The sequence below is a fragment of the Pseudoxanthomonas sp. CF125 genome (assembly GCF_900104085.1).
In the GTDB taxonomy this organism is placed as follows: domain Bacteria; phylum Pseudomonadota; class Gammaproteobacteria; order Xanthomonadales; family Xanthomonadaceae; genus Pseudoxanthomonas_A.
The window spans coordinates 1-16,778 of sequence record NZ_FNLD01000005.1; the positions used below are offsets into that span (position 1 = coordinate 1).

The window sequence follows — 16,778 nt, forward strand, 5'->3', positions numbered from 1 at the left end:
GCGCCGCCGTCAGCGTCGTCTTGCCGTGGTCAACGTGACCAATCGTGCCCACGTTCACGTGCGGCTTGGTGCGTTCGAATTTACCCTTTGCCATGACTTTCTACCTTCTGATTCTTGTGATCGGTTAAACGGGGAAGCCGGCCCTGGGCCGGCACCCCTACTCAGTTCTTCTTGACGACCGCTTCGGCGATGTTGGCCGGCGCTTCGGCGTAATGGTCGAATTCCATCGTAAAGGTGGCGCGGCCCTGCGACATCGAGCGCAGCGTGGTGGCGTAGCCGAACATCTCGCCCAGCGGCACCATCGCGTCGATCACCTTGCCGGACGGGCTGTCTTCCTGGCCCTGCAAAATGCCGCGACGACGGCTGACGTCGCCCATCACGTCGCCCAGATAATCCTCGGGCGTGACGATCTCGACCTTCATCATCGGCTCAAGCAGCACGGGATTGGCCTTGGCGAAGGCTTCCTTGAACGCCATCGAGCCCGCGACCTTGAACGCCATTTCGTTGGAGTCCACGTCATGGAACGAACCGTCCACCGCCTTGACCGACACGTCCACCACCGGGAAGCCGGCCAGCGGGCCGCTCTTCATGGCTTCTTCGATACCCTTGCCCGAAGCGGTGACGTATTCCTTCGGCACCACGCCACCGACGATGGCGTTCTCGAAGGTGAAGCCCACGCCACGCTCCTGCGGCGCCATCTCGATGACGATATGGCCGTACTGGCCGCGACCACCGGACTGACGCACGAACTTGCCTTCCTGCTTGACCGCCTTGCGGATGGTTTCGCGATAGGCGACCTGCGGCTTGCCGACGTTGGCTTCCACGTTGAACTCGCGCTTCATGCGGTCCACCAGGATGTCCAGGTGCAGCTCGCCCATGCCGGCGATGATGGTCTGACCCGATTCTTCGTCGGTACGCACGCGGAACGAGGGATCTTCCTGGGCCAGACGGCCCAGGGCGATGCCCATCTTTTCCTGGTCGGACTTGGTCTTCGGTTCCACCGCCATCGAGATGACGGGCTCCGGGAAGATCATGCGTTCCAGGGTGATGATGTGGTCCTGCGCGCACAGCGTGTCGCCGGTGGTCACGTCTTTCAGACCCACCGCGGCGGCGATGTCGCCCGCGCGCACTTCCTTGATCTCGCTGCGCTCGTTGGAGTGCATCTGCAGGATGCGGCCCACACGCTCCTTCTTCGACTTGACCGGGTTGTACACCGCGTCGCCTGAATTGAGCACGCCCGAATAGACGCGGAAGAACGTGAGCGAACCCACGAACGGGTCGGTCATGATCTTGAACGCCAGCGCCGAGAACGGCGCGGTGTCATTGGCTGGACGCGTGTCTTCCTTGTCGTTTTCGTCGATGCCGGCAACCGGCGGACGATCCGAAGGCGACGGCAGCAGATGCACGACGCCATCGAGCATGGCTTGCACGCCCTTGTTCTTGAACGCGCTGCCGCAGAACACGGGCACGATCTCGACCTTCAGGGTGCGCTGGCGCAGACCGCTGATGATCTCGGCTTCGGACAGCTCGCCTTCGTTGAGGTACTTGTCCATCAGCTCTTCGGTGGCTTCGGCGGCGGCCTCGACCATGAACGCGCGCGCGGCCACGGCCTTGTCCTGCAACTCGGCCGGGATTTCGCGGTATTCGAAGGTGGTGCCCTGCGAGGCGGTATCCCAGTGGATCGCCTTCATCTTGATCAGGTCGACCACGCCCTCGAAGCCTTCTTCGGCGCCGATCGGCACCTGCATGGGCACGGCGTACGCGCCCAGGCGGCTCTTCAGCTGCTCGACGACCTTGTCGAAGTTGGCGCCGGTACGGTCCATCTTGTTGACGAAGGCCATGCGCGGCACGGAATACTTGTTGGCCTGGCGCCAGACGGTCTCGGACTGCGGCTGCACGCCGCCGACGGCGCACAGCACGAACACCGCGCCGTCGAGCACGCGCAGCGAACGCTCGACTTCGATGGTGAAGTCGACGTGGCCGGGGGTGTCGATGATGTTGAAGCGGTGTTCGGCCATGGACTTGTCCATGCCCTTCCAGAACGCCGTGGTCGCCGCGGAGGTGATGGTGATGCCACGCTCCTGCTCCTGCTCCATCCAGTCCATGGTCGCGGCGCCATCGTGCACTTCACCGATCTTGTGGCTGACGCCGGTGTAGAACAGGATGCGCTCCGACGTGGTGGTCTTGCCCGCGTCGATGTGGGCCATGATGCCGAAGTTGCGGTAACGCTCGATGGGAGTGGTGCGAGCCACGACAGTCTCTCTTTTTTGTGTTTGCGGATGGCCGAACGCCGCCCGTGGGCGGCCTTCGGATTCGTCATGCGACGATTGGCGTCGCAAGGGCACCTAAATGGTGCCGATAGGTCCGCCTTTCAAGGCGCCAGCGGTACACGCAGCGCCCGCGGACCGGGGCAAATCACCAGCGGTAGTGCGCGAACGCCTTGTTCGCTTCCGCCATGCGGTGGGTTTCTTCACGCTTCTTGATGGCGCCGCCGCGGTTTTCCGAGGCATCCATCAATTCGGCAGCCAGCTTGCGCGGCATGCTGTTCTCGCCGCGCTTGCGCGCCGACTCGATCAGCCAGCGCATGGCCAGGGCCAGGCGGCGCGACGAGCGCACTTCGACCGGCACTTGGTAGGTGGCGCCGCCGACACGGCGCGACTTCACTTCGACCGTCGGCGAGATGTTGTCCAGCGCCTTCTCGACCAGCTCGAGGGCATTGGGGTTCTTTTCGCTGATCACATCCATGGCGCCGTACACGATCTTCTCAGCGACGGACTTCTTGCCGCTGTACATGACCATGTTGATGAAACGGGCGATGGTGTGGCTGCCGTGCTTGGGGTCCGGCAGGACGGTACGCTGTGGGGTTGAGCCTTTACGCGACATGGTCTACTTACCTATTCAAATCTGTGGTTTGGCGACGAAACGCGCCTTGTTAGGATTTCGGACGCTTGGCGCCGTACTTGGAACGGCCCTGGCGGCGCTTGGCGACGCCGGAGGCGTCCAGCGAACCGCGGACGGTGTGGTAACGCACACCCGGAAGATCCTTGACGCGGCCGCCGCGCACCAGCACCACGGAGTGCTCCTGCAGGTTGTGGCCTTCACCGCCGATGTAGCTGATGATTTCTTCCTGGTTGGTCAGGCGCACCTTGGCCACCTTGCGCAGCGCCGAGTTCGGCTTCTTCGGGGTGGTGGTGTAGACGCGCGTGCACACGCCGCGACGCTGCGGGCACTTGTCCAGCGCGGGCGACTGGCTCTTGTAGGTAGGGGCCTGCCGCGGCTTGCGGACGAGCTGGTTGATCGTTGCCATCTTTATGGATTCTTCGGATGTAAGGCCGGAGCCTTGTGCGTGAAAATGACGGCAGGCCGCATGACGGCCCGCCGAGACAGGAAAGTATAGCTGGCAGGTTAAAACTCCGTCAACCGACGGGTTCAGCCTGCTGGCCCTCCTGGGCCGGAACACGGGGCGCGTCCTGCGCCCCATTTCTCTTGGCTACCCCTGCCCGGCCAGGCCGGGAGGGGCTGGTGCTGCTTACTCTTCGCTGCCCGCAGCCGTTTCGGCCGCTGCCGCCGGCTCGGCGGCCGGGGTTTCGGCCGGGGTGGTGGAAGCCAGGGCTTCCATTTCCGAGTCGGTCAGGCCCGAGGCGTTGCGGCGGCGGCTGGCGTGGTAGGTCAGGCCGGTACCGGCCGGGATCAGACGGCCGACGATCACGTTTTCCTTCAGACCGCGCAGATTGTCGCGGGTGCCGCGGACGGCAGCCTCGGTCAGCACGCGGGTGGTTTCCTGGAAGGAAGCGGCCGAAATGAACGATTCGGTCGCCAGCGAGGCCTTGGTGATGCCCAGCAGGACCGGGTCGTACTTGGCCGGCAGCTCGTTCTTGGCCAGAACCTTGATGTTCTCCTCCAGCACGCGCTGCTTCTCGGCCTGTTCGCCGTGCAGGTACTTGGTGTTGCCGGCGTCGGTGATCTCGACCTTGCGCAGCATCTGGCGGGTGATCACCTCGATGTGCTTGTCGTTGATCTTCACGCCCTGCAGACGGTAGACGTCCTGGATTTCCTTGACCAGATAGGCCGCCAGCGGCTCGACGCCCAGCAGACGCAGGATGTCCTGTGGCGACGGTTCGCCGTCCACCACGGTTTCGCCCTTGGCCACGTGCTCGCCTTCGAACACGATGATCTGGCGGAACTTGGGAATCAGCTCCTCGTGTTCGCTGCCATCGGTGTCCTTGATGATCAGGCGCTGCTTGCCCTTGGTGTCCTTACCGAAGCTGATGATGCCCGAGCGTTCGGCCAGGATCGCCGGATCCTTCGGCTTGCGCGCTTCGAACAGATCGGCCACGCGCGGCAGACCACCGGTGATGTCGCGGGTCTTGGAGGCTTCCTGCGGCACCTTGGTGACCACGTCGCCCACGCCGACGGCAGCGCCGTCCTGCAGGTTGACGATGGAGCGCGGCGGCAGCAGGTACTGCGCCGGCAGGTCGGTGCCGGGGATGTTCAGGTCCTTGCCGTTCTTGTCGACGATGCGCACGACCGGACGCAGGTCCTTGCCCATCGAACCGCGACGCTTGGGATCGGTGATCTCGCGCGAGGCCAGGCCGGTCAGTTCGTCGGTCTTCTCCATCACGGTGATGCCGTCGACGAAGTCCACGAAGCGCACGAAACCGGCCACTTCCGACACGATCGGGTGGTTATGCGGATCCCAGTTGGCGACCGACTGGCCGGCCTTGATGGCCGCGCCGTCCTTGACGGTGATGGTGGCGCCGTAGGGCAGCTTGTAGCGCTCGCGCTCGCGGCCATGGCCGTCCAGCACCGACAGTTCGCCCGAACGCGACACCGCGACCAGGTGGCCGTTGGCGTGCTCGACGAACTTGAGGTTGTTGAACTTGATCGAACCGGTGGTCTTGACCGTGATGTTGTCCACCGCAGCCGCACGCGAAGCCGCGCCGCCGATGTGGAAGGTACGCATGGTCAGCTGGGTGCCGGGCTCGCCGATCGACTGGGCCGCGATGACGCCGACCGCTTCGCCGATGTTGACGATGTGGCCACGGGCCAGGTCGCGGCCGTAGCAGTGCGAGCACACGCCGAAGTCGGATTCGCAGGTGATGGTGGAACGCACCTTCAGCGATTGCACGCCGGCGTCCTCGAGCTTCTGCACCCAGGCTTCGTCCAGCAGCGTGTTGCGGGTGACGATGGGATCCTCGTCGTTGCCCGGCAGGAACACGTCCTCGGCCACGATGCGGCCCAGCACGCGCTCGCGCAGCGGCTCGACCACATCGCCGCCTTCCACGATCGGAGTCATGGTCAGGCCTTCCTTGGTGCCGCAATCGACCTCGGTGATCACCACGTCCTGCGCCACGTCGACCAGGCGACGGGTCAGGTAACCGGAGTTCGCGGTCTTCAACGCGGTATCGGCCAGACCCTTACGGGCGCCGTGGGTGGAGTTGAAGTACTCCTGCACGTTCAGGCCTTCGCGGAAGTTGGCCTTGATGGGCGTCTCGATGATGGAGCCGTCGGGACGCGCCATCAGGCCGCGCATACCGGCCAGCTGGCGGATCTGCGCCTGCGAACCGCGGGCGCCGGAATCGGCCATGATGTACAGCGAGTTCATCGACTTCTCGTTGATGGTCTCGCCCTTGGCGTTCTGCACCTTGTCGGTACCGATGGTGTCCATCATCGCCTTGGCGATGCGCTCGTTGGTGCGCGACCAGATGTCGACCACCTTGTTGTAGCGCTCGCCGGCGGTGACCAGACCGCTCTGGTACTGCTCCTGGATTTCCAGGACTTCGGCCTCGGCCTCGCCCAGGATGCCCTTCTTCTCGATCGGAATCAGCATGTCGTCGATGCCGATGGACACGCCGGCGCGCGTGGCGTACGCGAAGCCGGTGTACATCAGCTTGTCGGCGAACACCACGGTGTCCTTCAGGCCCAGCATGCGATAGCTGGAGTTGATCAGGCGGCTGATGGCCTTCTTGTTCAACTCGGTGTTGGCCAACGCGAACGGCAGGCCTTCGGGCAGGATCTCGGCCAACAGCGCACGGCCGATCGTGGTTTCCACGATGCTGGCCTGCTTGGACTTGCTGCCGTCCTCATTGGTGACCACTTCGGTGATGCGGACCTTGACCTTGGCGTGCAGTTCGACCGCACGGTTGTCGTAGGCGCGCTTGACCTCGGCGATGTTGGCGAAGGCCATGCCCTCGCCTTTCTTGTTTTCCAGCGCGCGGGTCATGTAGTACAGACCCAGCACCACGTCCTGCGACGGCACGATGATCGGCTCGCCGTTGGCGGGCGACAGGATGTTGTTGGTGGACATCATCAGCGCGCGCGCTTCCAGCTGGGCCTCAAGGCTCAGCGGAACGTGCACGGCCATCTGGTCACCGTCGAAGTCGGCGTTGAACGCGGTGCAGACCAGCGGATGCAGCTGGATGGCCTTGCCTTCGATCAACACCGGCTCGAACGCCTGGATGCCCAGACGGTGCAGGGTCGGCGCACGGTTCAGCAGTACCGGATGTTCGCGGATGACTTCTTCCAGGATGTCCCAGACTTCGGCTTCTTCGCGCTCGACCAGCTTCTTGGCGGCCTTGATGGTGGTGGCCAGGCCGCGACGCTGCAGCTTGGCGAACACGAACGGCTTGAACAGTTCCAGCGCCATCTTCTTCGGCAGGCCGCACTGGTGCAGCTTCAGGTACGGACCAACCACAATGACCGAACGGCCGGAGTAGTCGACGCGCTTGCCCAGCAGGTTCTGGCGGAAGCGGCCCTGCTTGCCCTTGATCATGTCGGCCAGCGACTTCAGCGGGCGCTTGTTGGTGCCGGTGATGGCGCGGCCGCGGCGGCCGTTGTCCATCAGGGCGTCGACCGATTCCTGCAGCATGCGCTTTTCGTTGCGCACGATGATGTCAGGAGCATTGAGCTCCAGCAGGCGGCGCAGGCGGTTGTTGCGGTTGATGACGCGGCGGTACAGGTCGTTGAGGTCGGAGGTCGCGAAGCGGCCGCCGTCCAGCGGCACCAGCGGACGCAGGTCCGGCGGCAGCACGGGCAGCACGGTCATCACCATCCATTCCGGACGGTTGCCCGATTCCAAGAAGGCTTCGACCAGCTTGATGCGCTTGGTGAGGCGCTTGAGCTTGGTTTCCGAACCGGTGCTGGCGATTTCCTCGCGCAGGTTCACCATTTCCGACTGCAGGTCGATCGTACGCAGCAGGTCGTAGACCGCCTCGGCGCCCATGGCGGCGTCGAAGTCGTCGCCGTATTCCTGGCGCGCGGTCATGAACTGCTCTTCGGTCAGCAGCTGGCGGCGCTCGAGCGGGGTCAGGCCCGGCTCGGTGACCACGTAGGCTTCGAAGTACAGCACGCGCTCGATGTCGCGCAGGGTCATGTCCAGCATCAGGCCGATGCGCGAGGGCAGCGACTTGAGGAACCAGATGTGCGCGACCGGCGAGGCCAGGTCGATGTGGCCCATGCGCTCGCGGCGCACCTTGGCCAGGGTCACTTCGGTGCCGCACTTTTCGCAGACCACGCCGCGGTGCTTCATGCGCTTGTACTTGCCGCACAGGCACTCGTAGTCCTTGATCGGTCCGAAGATGGCGGCGCAGAACAGGCCGTCGCGTTCGGGCTTGAAGGTGCGGTAGTTGATGGTTTCCGGCTTCTTCACTTCGCCGAAGGACCACGAGCGGATCAGATCGGGCGATGCGAGCGCGATCTTGATGGCGTCGAAGTCCAGCGACTGGCGCTGCTGGTTGAAGAGATTCAGTAGGTCTTTCATTTTGTTTCTCCGGGTAGGAGGAAAATCTGGTGTCGAGGGAGTGGCTGGCAACGTTGGCGGAACCGGCCGGCGCTAGCGCACGGCCGATCCCGTTTCACATCACTCTTCCAATTCCATGTTGATGGCGAGCGAGCGGATTTCCTTGACGAGGACGTTGAAGGATTCCGGCATGCCCGCGACCATCTCGTGTTCGCCGTCGACGATGTTCTTGTACATCTGGTTGCGGCCCTGCACGTCGTCCGACTTGACCGTCAGCATTTCCTGCAGGGTGTGCGCGGCGCCGTAAGCCTCCAGCGCCCAGACTTCCATTTCGCCGAAGCGCTGGCCGCCGAACTGCGCCTTGCCGCCCAGCGGCTGCTGGGTGACGAGCGAGTACGGACCGGTCGAACGCGCGTGCATCTTGTCGTCCACCAGATGGTTCAACTTCAGCATGTGCATGTAGCCGATGGTGGTCTGGCGGTCGAACGCCTCGCCGGTGCGGCCGTCGTACAGCTGGGTCTGGCCGCTGATGGGCAGGTCGGCGAGCGCAAGCATGTGCTTGATCTCCGATTCGGCCGCGCCGTCGAACACCGGCGTGGCCATCGGCACGCCGTCGGTCAGATTGCCGGCCAGCTTCAGCAGCTCGTCGTCGCTGAATTCACCCAGGTTGACGCGCTGTTCGCCCAGCTTCAGGTCGTGGTTGTAGATCTGATCGAGGAACTTGCGCAGATCGGCGACTTTGGCTTGTGCATCGAGCATCTTCTGGATCTTCTGGCCCAGGCCTTTCGCGGCCCAGCCCAAGTGGACTTCCAGAATCTGCCCGATGTTCATACGCGAGGGCACGCCCAGCGGGTTCAGCACGATATCGACGGTGCTGCCATCGGCGGCATACGGCATGTCTTCGACCGGAACGATCGTGGAGACCACACCCTTGTTGCCGTGGCGGCCGGCCATCTTGTCGCCGGGCTGGATGCGGCGCTTCACGGCCAGGTACACCTTGACCATCTTCAGCACGCCCGGGGCGAGGTCGTCGCCTGCGGTGATCTTGCCGCGCTTGTCGGCGAAGCGGCGCTCGAACTCCTTCTCGTGCGCCTGGATCTGCTTCTGCGCGCGCTCGATGGCGTCGGATGCGTCGTCGTCCTTCATGCGGATGGCGAACCAGTCGGCCTTCTTCAGGCCGTCCAGGTAGGCGTCGGTGATGGTGTCGCCCTTCTTCAGGCCGGCACCGCCGTTGGCCACCTTGCCCACCAGCAACGGACGCAGGCGCGCGAAGATCGCGTTCTCGAGGATGCGGAACTGATCGTCGAAGTCCTTCTTGACGCGCTTGATCTCGTTTTCCTCGATCTGGCGCGCGCGCTTGTCCTTCTCGATGCCGTCGCGGGTGAAGACCTGCACGTCGATGACGGTGCCGTCCATGCCCGGGGGCACGCGCAGCGAGCTGTCCTTAACGTCGGAGGCCTTCTCGCCGAAGATCGCCCGCAGTAGCTTCTCTTCCGGGGTCAGCTGGCTTTCGCCCTTCGGCGTCACCTTGCCGACCATGATGTCGCCGGCGCGCACTTCGGCGCCGATGTACACCACGCCGGATTCGTCCAGGCGATTCAAGGCCTGCTCGGACACGTTGGGGATGTCGGCGGAGATTTCCTCCGGACCCAGCTTGGTGTCGCGGGCCACGCAGGTCAGCTCTTCGATGTGGATCGTGGTGTAGCGATCCTCTTCCACCACGCGCTCGGAGAGCAGGATGGAGTCTTCGAAGTTGTAGCCGTTCCACGGCATGAACGCGATCAGCATGTTCTGGCCCAGGGCCAGCTCGCCGATGTCGGTCGAAGGACCGTCGGCCAGCACGTCGCCGCGCTCGATCACGTCGCCCACGTTCACCAGAGGAGTCTGGTTGATGCAGGTGTTCTGGTTGGAACGCGTGTACTTGATCAGGTTGTAGATATCGACGCCGGCGTCGGTGCCGTCGCCGATCTCGCTCTCGTTGACCTTGACCACGATGCGGGCCGCGTCGATCTGCTCGACGACGCCGCCGCGCTTGGCGTTGACGGTCACGCCGGAGTCGCGGGCCACGGCGCGTTCGATGCCGGTGCCGACCAGCGGCTTCTGCGCACGCAGAGTAGGCACTGCCTGGCGCTGCATGTTGGCGCCCATGAGCGCGCGGTTGGCGTCGTCGTGCTCGAGGAACGGAACCAGCGCGGCCGCGATCGACACGGTCTGCATCGGCGACACGTCCATGAAGTCGACCTCGCCCGGCGGCTTCAGCAGCGACTCGCCCTGATGGCGGCACGGCACGAACTGCTCGGTGAGGCGGCTGTTGTCGTCGTGCAGGGCGTTGGCCTGGGCGATGACGAACTCGTTTTCCTCGATCGCCGACAGGTATTCGATCTCGTCGGTGATCTGGCCGTCCACGACCTTGCGGTATGGAGTCTCGAGGAAGCCGTAGCTGTTGGTGCGCGCGTACACGGCCAGCGAGTTGATCAGGCCGATGTTCGGGCCTTCAGGCGTCTCGATGGTGCAGACGCGGCCGTAGTGGGTCGGGTGCACGTCGCGCACTTCGAAGCCGGCGCGCTCGCGGGTCAGACCGCCCGGGCCGAGGGCCGAGACGCGACGCTTATGCGTGACTTCCGACAGCGGGTTGTTCTGGTCCATGAACTGCGACAGCTGGCTGGAACCGAAGAATTCCTTGATCGCGGCGGCCACCGGCTTGGCGTTGATCAGCTCCTGCGGGGTCAGGCCTTCGCTTTCGGCCATCGACAGGCGTTCCTTCACGGCGCGCTCGACGCGGACCAGGCCCACGCGGAACACGTTCTCGGCCATTTCGCCGACCGAACGCACGCGGCGGTTGCCCAGGTGGTCGATGTCATCGACGGTGCCGCGGCCGTTGCGGATCTCGGTCAGGACCTTGATCACTTCCAGGATGTCGGAAGTCTCGCCCTGCGCGGCGACCAGACGCTTGGACTCGTCGTCGTTGCGGTTGCTGAAGTACTTGTTGTCGAACAGCACGGACTCGCCGGTGACTTCCTTGCGGCCGACACGGCGGTTGAACTTCATCCGGCCCACGCCCGACAGGTCGTAGCGCTCGAAGGTGAAGAACAGGTTGTGGAACAGGTTCTGCGCGGCGTCCTTGGTCGGCGGCTCGCCGGGACGCATCATGCGGTAGATCTCGACCAGCGCTTCCAGCTGCGTCTTGGACGGATCGATGCGCAGGGTGTTGGAGATGTACGGACCACGATCCAGGTCGTTGACCCACAGCGTGCCCACGGCGTCCACCCCGGCCTTGCGGAACTTGGCCAGTTGCTCTTCGGTGATCTCGTCGTTGGCGGTAGCCAGCAACTCGCCGGTACCGGCGTCGATCACGTCGTGCGACAGGATGCGGCCCATCAGGTAGTCGTCCGGCACGGCCAGGGCGGCGATGCCCGACTGTTCCAGCTGCTTGACGTGGCGCGCGGTGATGCGCTTGCCGGCTTCGACGATGATCTTGTCGCCGTCGGCCAGGTCGAAGTTCAGGGTCTCGCCGCGCAGGCGTTCGGCCACCAGCTCCAACTGCACGCCCTCGCCGTCCGGCAGGATGTGGAAGGTGTTGATGTCGAAGAACTCATTGAGCATTTCTTCGTTGTTGTAGCCCAGCGCGCGCAACAGGATGGTCACCGGCAACTTGCGGCGACGGTCGATGCGGGTGAACAGCGCGTCCTTCGGGTCGAACTCGAAGTCCAGCCAGGAGCCGCGGTAAGGGATGATGCGGGCGCTGTACAGCAGCTTGCCCGAGCTGTGGGTCTTGCCGCGGTCGTGGTCGAAGAACACGCCCGGCGAACGGTGCAGCTGCGAGACGATCACGCGCTCGGTGCCGTTGACGATGAAGGTGCCGTTGTCGGTCATGAGCGGGATTTCGCCCAAGTAGACTTCCTGCTCCTTCACGTACTTGATGGCCTTGGTCGAGGACTCGCGGTCGTAGATCACCAGGCGCACGGTCACGCGCAGCGGCGCGCCGTAGCTGAGGCCGCGGTTGCGGCACTCGCGCTCGTCGAACACCGGGTCGCCCAGTTTGTAGCCGACGTATTCCAGGGCGGCGTTGCCGCTGTAGCTGGAGATCGGGAACACCGACTTCAAGGCGGCGTGCAGACCGTGGTCGACGCGCTTGGAAGGCTCGATGTTTTCCTGCAGGAACGAGCGGTAGGAATCGACCTGGATGGCCAGCAGGAACGGGACCTCGAGGATCGAGCGCTGCTTGCCGAAATCCTTGCGGATACGCTTCTTTTCAGTGAACGAGTACGCCATGTGACTTATCGCCTTTTTCAGGGAGCCGCGCGTCCGCGGGTCCGGGGGAAACATCTGTCCGCGGCAGGAGCCCTGCGCGGCACGGGAAAATCGTCAGTTGGAAGTCGCTGGTATTGCCGGCACCAGCACGCCTTCTCTTGCTACTTCCAACTACCAACTCGGGTTTTTAGGGGGTCCGGGATTCGGGATTGGAGATTCGTAAAAACGGCAATGCTTGCGCTTTTTCCAATCTCCAATCCCGAATCCCGACTCCCGTATTGCAACAACGACCGAAGGCCAGGGGCTTTCGCCCCTAGCCTTGGTCTGCCGCCGATGGTGCGTGGCGACGAATACCGCTTACTTCACTTCGACAGTCGCACCAGCGGCTTCGAGGTCTTTCTTGAACTTCTCGGCATCTTCCTTCGAAGCGCCTTCCTTGACGACGCCACCGGCTTCGGTGAGGTCCTTGGCTTCCTTCAGACCCAGGCCGGTGATGGCGCGAACGGCCTTGATGACCTCGACCTTCTTGTCGCCGGCGGACTTCAGGATGATGTTGAACTCGGTCTGCTCTTCGACCGGGCCGGCGGCAGCGGCGGCCGGACCGGCAGCAACGACCGGGGCGGCGGCGGAGACGCCAAACTTTTCTTCGATCGCCTTGACCAGCTCCATCACTTCCATGAGGCTCTTTTCGGCAACGGCGTCGACGATTTGCTCGTTAGACAAAGACATGTGATTTACCTTCTAAAAATTTTCTGGGATGGGTTTCGATAGTTGCGGTGCGACTCAGGCCGGATCGGCCGGAGTTTCGGCCGGGGCGGCTTCCACTGGGGATGCTGCCGCGGCTTCGGGCACTGCTTCGACCGAAGTTTCAGCCGGGGCTGCAGCGTCGGCGACCACGTCGCCTCCGCCCAGCTTGTCGCCCACTGCCTTGATCGCGCGGGCGAACATGCTTGCCGGTTCGGCGAGCACGCGTGCCAGCATGGCCAGGGCCTGCTCGCGGGTCGGCAACGAGGCCAACACATCGACATGGCTGGCCGGATACAACTGGCCACCCACGGCTACGAGCTTGGGCTGCAGCTTGTCGTTGCCCTTGGCGAATTCCTTGATCAGACGACCGGCAGCGCCGGGTTCTTCCGTCGAGAACGCATACACCAGGGGACCGACCAACGAGTCTTTGACGCACTCGTATTCGGTACCCTCGACGGCGCGCGAGGCCAGGGTGTTCTTGACGACTCTCAAGTACACACCGTTTTCGCGAGCCTTCTTGCGCATCAGGGTCATTTGACCGACCGTGATGCCTGCGTACTCGGCAGCAATCAAGGAGTGGGCCTTGGCGGCGACGTCTGCCAGCTCGGCTACAACTTCTTGCTTCTGAGACAGATTTAGAGCCATACACTCCTCCAAGGCCGGGATTGGTGATTCGTGATTGGGGACTCGTCAAAAGGGGCCAGTGCAACGACGCGCTTCTTCGAATCTCTAATCCCGTCTCCCAAATCTCGGCACTATCAACTCCGCTCACGGCTCCTGCCGCTTGCGGTCCTGGGCGGCGCCCGTCCTGGGCACCGGGGATGCCGAATGGCTTCCCGGTGGTGGCCTTCTCTAGAACTGGGTTACCAGAAAACTTCTAGAAGGCGGCACCATCTACGCCGGCCCGATCCCTGAACTGCGGATCGAATTAAGCGATCTCGCTGTATCGACGGCGACTCCTTGCCGTAACCAAGCTTCCTTGCCCGTCGTCGATATGCGCCGACCGCGCCTGCGGTCTTTGACAGCCATCGCTTGGGGCCGGAGCCTTGTGCGATTGCCCTCAAAATTCTTTGTTGCCCCCTCTCCCGCTTGCGGGAGAGGGTTGGGGTGAGGGTTTGCTTTTCGCGTAATGGCGAAGAGCGCCCTCATCCGCCCCTTCGGGGCACCTTCTCCCGCGAGCGGGAGAAGGGTTGAAGCTTTGTTACTTAAGACTCAGCGAGGACAGGTCCACGGTCACGCCGGGGCCCATGGTCGAGCTCAGCGAGATCTTCTGCAGGTAGGTGCCCTTGGCGGTCGATGGCTTGGCCTTGACCAGGTCCAGCAGCAGCGCCTGCAGATTGCTCTTCAGCGAGGCGTCGTCGAAGCTGGCCTTGCCCAGGGTGCAGTGGATGATGCCGGCCTTGTCGGTGCGGTAGCGCACCTGACCCGACTTGGCGTTCTTCACGGCTTCGGCCGGGTTCGGCGAAACGGTGCCGACCTTGGGGTTCGGCATCAGGCCGCGCGGGCCCAGCACCTGGCCCAGCTTGCCGACCACGCGCATTGCGTCCGGTGTGGCGATGACCACGTCGTAGTTCAGGTCGCCGGCCAGCATCTTCTCGGCCAGGTCGTCCATGCCCACGGCTTCGGCGCCGGCGGCGGTGGCTTCGTCGGCCTTGGCGCCGGCCGGTGCGAACACCGCCACGCGGACCGACTTGCCGGTGCCGGCGGGCAGCACGGTGGAACCGCGCACCTGCTGGTCGGACTTCTTGGCGTCCACGCCGAGGCGCACGGCCACATCGACCGCTTCCACGAACTTGGTCTTGCTGTTGTCCTTGACGATCTTCAGCGCATCGTCAATGGAATACGCCTTGCCCGGGGTGACCGCGGCAAAGATCGCTTTCTGTCGTTTGGTCTGTGCCATCGTCTTAGCCCTCTACCGTCAAGCCCATGCTGCGGGCCGAACCCGCAATCGTACGCACCGCCGCATCCAGACTGGCTGCGGTCAGATCGGGTTCTTTCGCCTTGGCGATGTCTTCGAGCTGCTTGCGGGTGACCTTGCCCACCTTCTCGGTGTTGGGGCGCTTGGAACCGGACTGGATGCCGACGGCCTTCTTCAACAGGACGCTGGCGGGCGTGCTCTTGGTGATGAAGGTGAAGGTACGGTCCGAATAGGCGGTGATGATGACCGGAGTGGGCAGGCCCGGCTCCAGCTTCTGCGTGGCGGCATTGAACGCCTTGCAGAATTCCATGATGTTCAGGCCGCGCTGGCCCAGCGCAGGACCGACGGGTGGCGACGGATTCGCCTGACCGGCCTTTACCTGCAGTTTGATGTAACCGACTACTTTCTTTGCCATTTCGATTTACTCCTGGAGTTCAAGCGTCTGCACGTCTTGCGACTGCGGGACTCCTCCCTTCGCTTTGAATCGGGAACCGAAACCGGCCCCCGGCCTTTAGGCTTTCTCCACCTGGCCGAACTCGAGTTCGACCGGCGTGGAACGCCCGAAAATCAGAACAGCCACGCGCAGGCGGCTCTTCTCGTAATTCACTTCCTCGACCACGCCGTTGAAGTCGTTGAACGGGCCTTCGGTGACGCGCACCATTTGGCCGGGTTCGAACAACACCTTCGGACGCGGCTTCTCGACGCCGTCCTGCACGCGCTGCAGGATCGCATCGGCTTCCTCGTCGCGGATCGGCAACGGACGGTCGGCGGTGCCGCCGATGAAACCCAGGACCTTGGAAGTCTCCTTCACCAGGTGCCAGCTTTCGTTGTCCATGCGCGGGATGCCCGCTTCTTCGTGCGTTTCGATCTGCACCAGCACGTAGCCGGGGAAGAACTTGCGCTCGGAACGGCGTTTCTGGCCGGAGCGCATTTCGATCACTTCCTCGGTCGGCACCAGCACGTCGCCGAAACGCTCCTGCATGTCGTTGCGGACGATGCGGTCGCGCAGCGCCTGCGCCACCGACTTCTCGAAACCCGAATAGGCGTGTACGACATACCAACGCTTCACTGCGACACTCTCCTCAACGGCCCAGGGTAAAGAACAATTTCAGCAACTCCTGGATCACCCAGTCGAAGCCGCCCAGCAGCAGGCTCAGTATGGTGACCACAATGGCCACCACCCAGGTCATGCGCAGGGCTTCCTGGCGGGTAGGCCAGACCACCTTGCGCAGCTCGAAGCGCGATTCAACCAGGAACTCGCGGGTGTCGCGACCCTTGGCAGTACCCAGGAACACCACCCCGCCGGCCACCAGACCCGCTACCACGGCCAGCGCCCGCAAAGGCGTCGCCCATTGGCCCGCGAACCACCACCACGCCACCAGACCCGCAACCACCAGCGCAAGCGCCAGGACGTATTTGACGACGTCGCCCGCGGAGGATGCGGCGGCTTTGGAATGTTCGACCTTGCTGTTCATCCGACTCTTTAATATGTTTGCGACCGTAGCCATTGACCCGTCGGCTACGCGTTCCAAATGGCGCGCCAGGTAGGACTCGAACCTACAACCTGCGGTTTTGGAGACCGCTGCTCTGCCAGTTGAGCTACTGACGCGTTTCGATTTGTTGCAAACCCTTCAGACGGCGAAGGCGGACCGAAAGTTCGGCCCGCCGTTGTCGCCTTATCAAGCCCTGGATCCCCGCCTTCGCGGGGATGACGACCTGACAAAGCCGGTTGGGCCATAGCCCAACCGGGTCAGGGCGTCACTTGATGATTTTCGCCACCACGCCGGCGCCGACCGTACGGCCGCCCTCGCGGATCGCGAAGCGCAGGCCTTCGTCCATCGCCACCGGGTTGATCAGCGTCACCACCATCTTCACGTTGTCGCCCGGCATCACCATCTCGACGCCTTCCGGCAGCTCAACGGCGCCAGTGATGTCGGTGGTGCGGAAGTAGAACTGCGGACGGTAGCCCTTGAAGAACGGCGTGTGACGGCCGCCTTCGTCCTTGGACAGGACATAGACCTCGGCCTCGAATTCGGTGTGCGGCTTGATCGAACCGGGCTTGCACAGCACCTGGCCGCGCTCCACGTCGTCACGCTTGGTGCCGCGCAGCAACAGACCGGCGTT

11 protein-coding genes, 1 tRNA gene and 2 pseudogenes are annotated in these 16,778 nt (G+C 63.6%); all 14 read right to left on the reverse strand.

Features of this window, described 5'->3' with window-relative positions; translation table 11 throughout:
* Positions 1-94, reverse strand: a 94-nt coding sequence (locus BLR66_RS18675) for a GTP-binding protein (protein WP_005434227.1), incomplete at its 3' end; no start/stop codon positions are given.
* A 67-nt stretch (positions 95-161) separates the two neighbouring features.
* Positions 162-2,252 (reverse strand): elongation factor G, encoded by a 2,091-nt coding sequence (fusA, locus tag BLR66_RS18680; protein WP_093290172.1) that lies wholly within the window; start codon positions 2,250-2,252, stop codon positions 162-164.
* 163 nt (positions 2,253-2,415) lie between these two features.
* Positions 2,416-2,883, reverse strand: coding sequence for a 30S ribosomal protein S7 (gene rpsG / locus BLR66_RS18685; protein WP_093290173.1), 468 nt, complete (start codon positions 2,881-2,883; stop codon positions 2,416-2,418).
* Between the two features lie 49 nt (positions 2,884-2,932).
* On the reverse strand, positions 2,933-3,307 hold the full coding sequence (gene rpsL, locus BLR66_RS18690; RefSeq protein ID WP_093290174.1) for a 30S ribosomal protein S12: 375 nt from the start codon (positions 3,305-3,307) through the stop codon (positions 2,933-2,935).
* A 222-nt stretch (positions 3,308-3,529) separates the two neighbouring features.
* The gene (gene rpoC, locus BLR66_RS18695; protein ID WP_093290175.1) at positions 3,530-7,759 is read right to left on the reverse strand and encodes a DNA-directed RNA polymerase subunit beta'; all 4,230 of its coding nucleotides are present in this window, start codon (positions 7,757-7,759) and stop codon (positions 3,530-3,532) included.
* 99 nt (positions 7,760-7,858) lie between these two features.
* A complete protein-coding gene (gene rpoB, locus BLR66_RS18700; RefSeq protein ID WP_176943970.1) occupies positions 7,859-12,010 on the reverse strand; it encodes a DNA-directed RNA polymerase subunit beta in 4,152 nt (1,383 codons plus the stop codon).
* A 336-nt stretch (positions 12,011-12,346) separates the two neighbouring features.
* Positions 12,347-12,718: a 50S ribosomal protein L7/L12 gene (gene rplL, locus BLR66_RS18705; protein ID WP_093290176.1), complete on the reverse strand. Its 372-nt coding sequence runs from the start codon at positions 12,716-12,718 to the stop codon at positions 12,347-12,349.
* A gap of 144 nt (positions 12,719-12,862) precedes the next feature.
* Positions 12,863-13,381 (reverse strand): annotated as a pseudogene (rplJ, locus tag BLR66_RS18710) (50S ribosomal protein L10); the annotation flags it as partial.
* Positions 13,382-13,937: 556 nt separating this feature from the next.
* Entirely contained in the window at positions 13,938-14,636 is a 699-nt protein-coding gene (gene rplA / locus BLR66_RS18715) for a 50S ribosomal protein L1 (protein ID WP_093290178.1), read from the reverse strand.
* 4 nt (positions 14,637-14,640) lie between these two features.
* Positions 14,641-15,069, reverse strand: coding sequence for a 50S ribosomal protein L11 (rplK, locus tag BLR66_RS18720; protein WP_093290179.1), 429 nt, complete (start codon positions 15,067-15,069; stop codon positions 14,641-14,643).
* Between the two features lie 96 nt (positions 15,070-15,165).
* The gene (gene nusG / locus BLR66_RS18725) at positions 15,166-15,723 is read right to left on the reverse strand and encodes a transcription termination/antitermination protein NusG (protein ID WP_093290180.1); all 558 of its coding nucleotides are present in this window, start codon (positions 15,721-15,723) and stop codon (positions 15,166-15,168) included.
* A 13-nt stretch (positions 15,724-15,736) separates the two neighbouring features.
* On the reverse strand, positions 15,737-16,129 hold the full coding sequence (gene secE / locus BLR66_RS18730; RefSeq protein ID WP_093290181.1) for a preprotein translocase subunit SecE: 393 nt from the start codon (positions 16,127-16,129) through the stop codon (positions 15,737-15,739).
* A 58-nt stretch (positions 16,130-16,187) separates the two neighbouring features.
* Positions 16,188-16,263 (reverse strand) — tRNA-Trp (locus tag BLR66_RS18735).
* A gap of 149 nt (positions 16,264-16,412) precedes the next feature.
* Positions 16,413-16,778, reverse strand: a pseudogene (locus BLR66_RS18740) (elongation factor Tu); the annotation flags it as partial.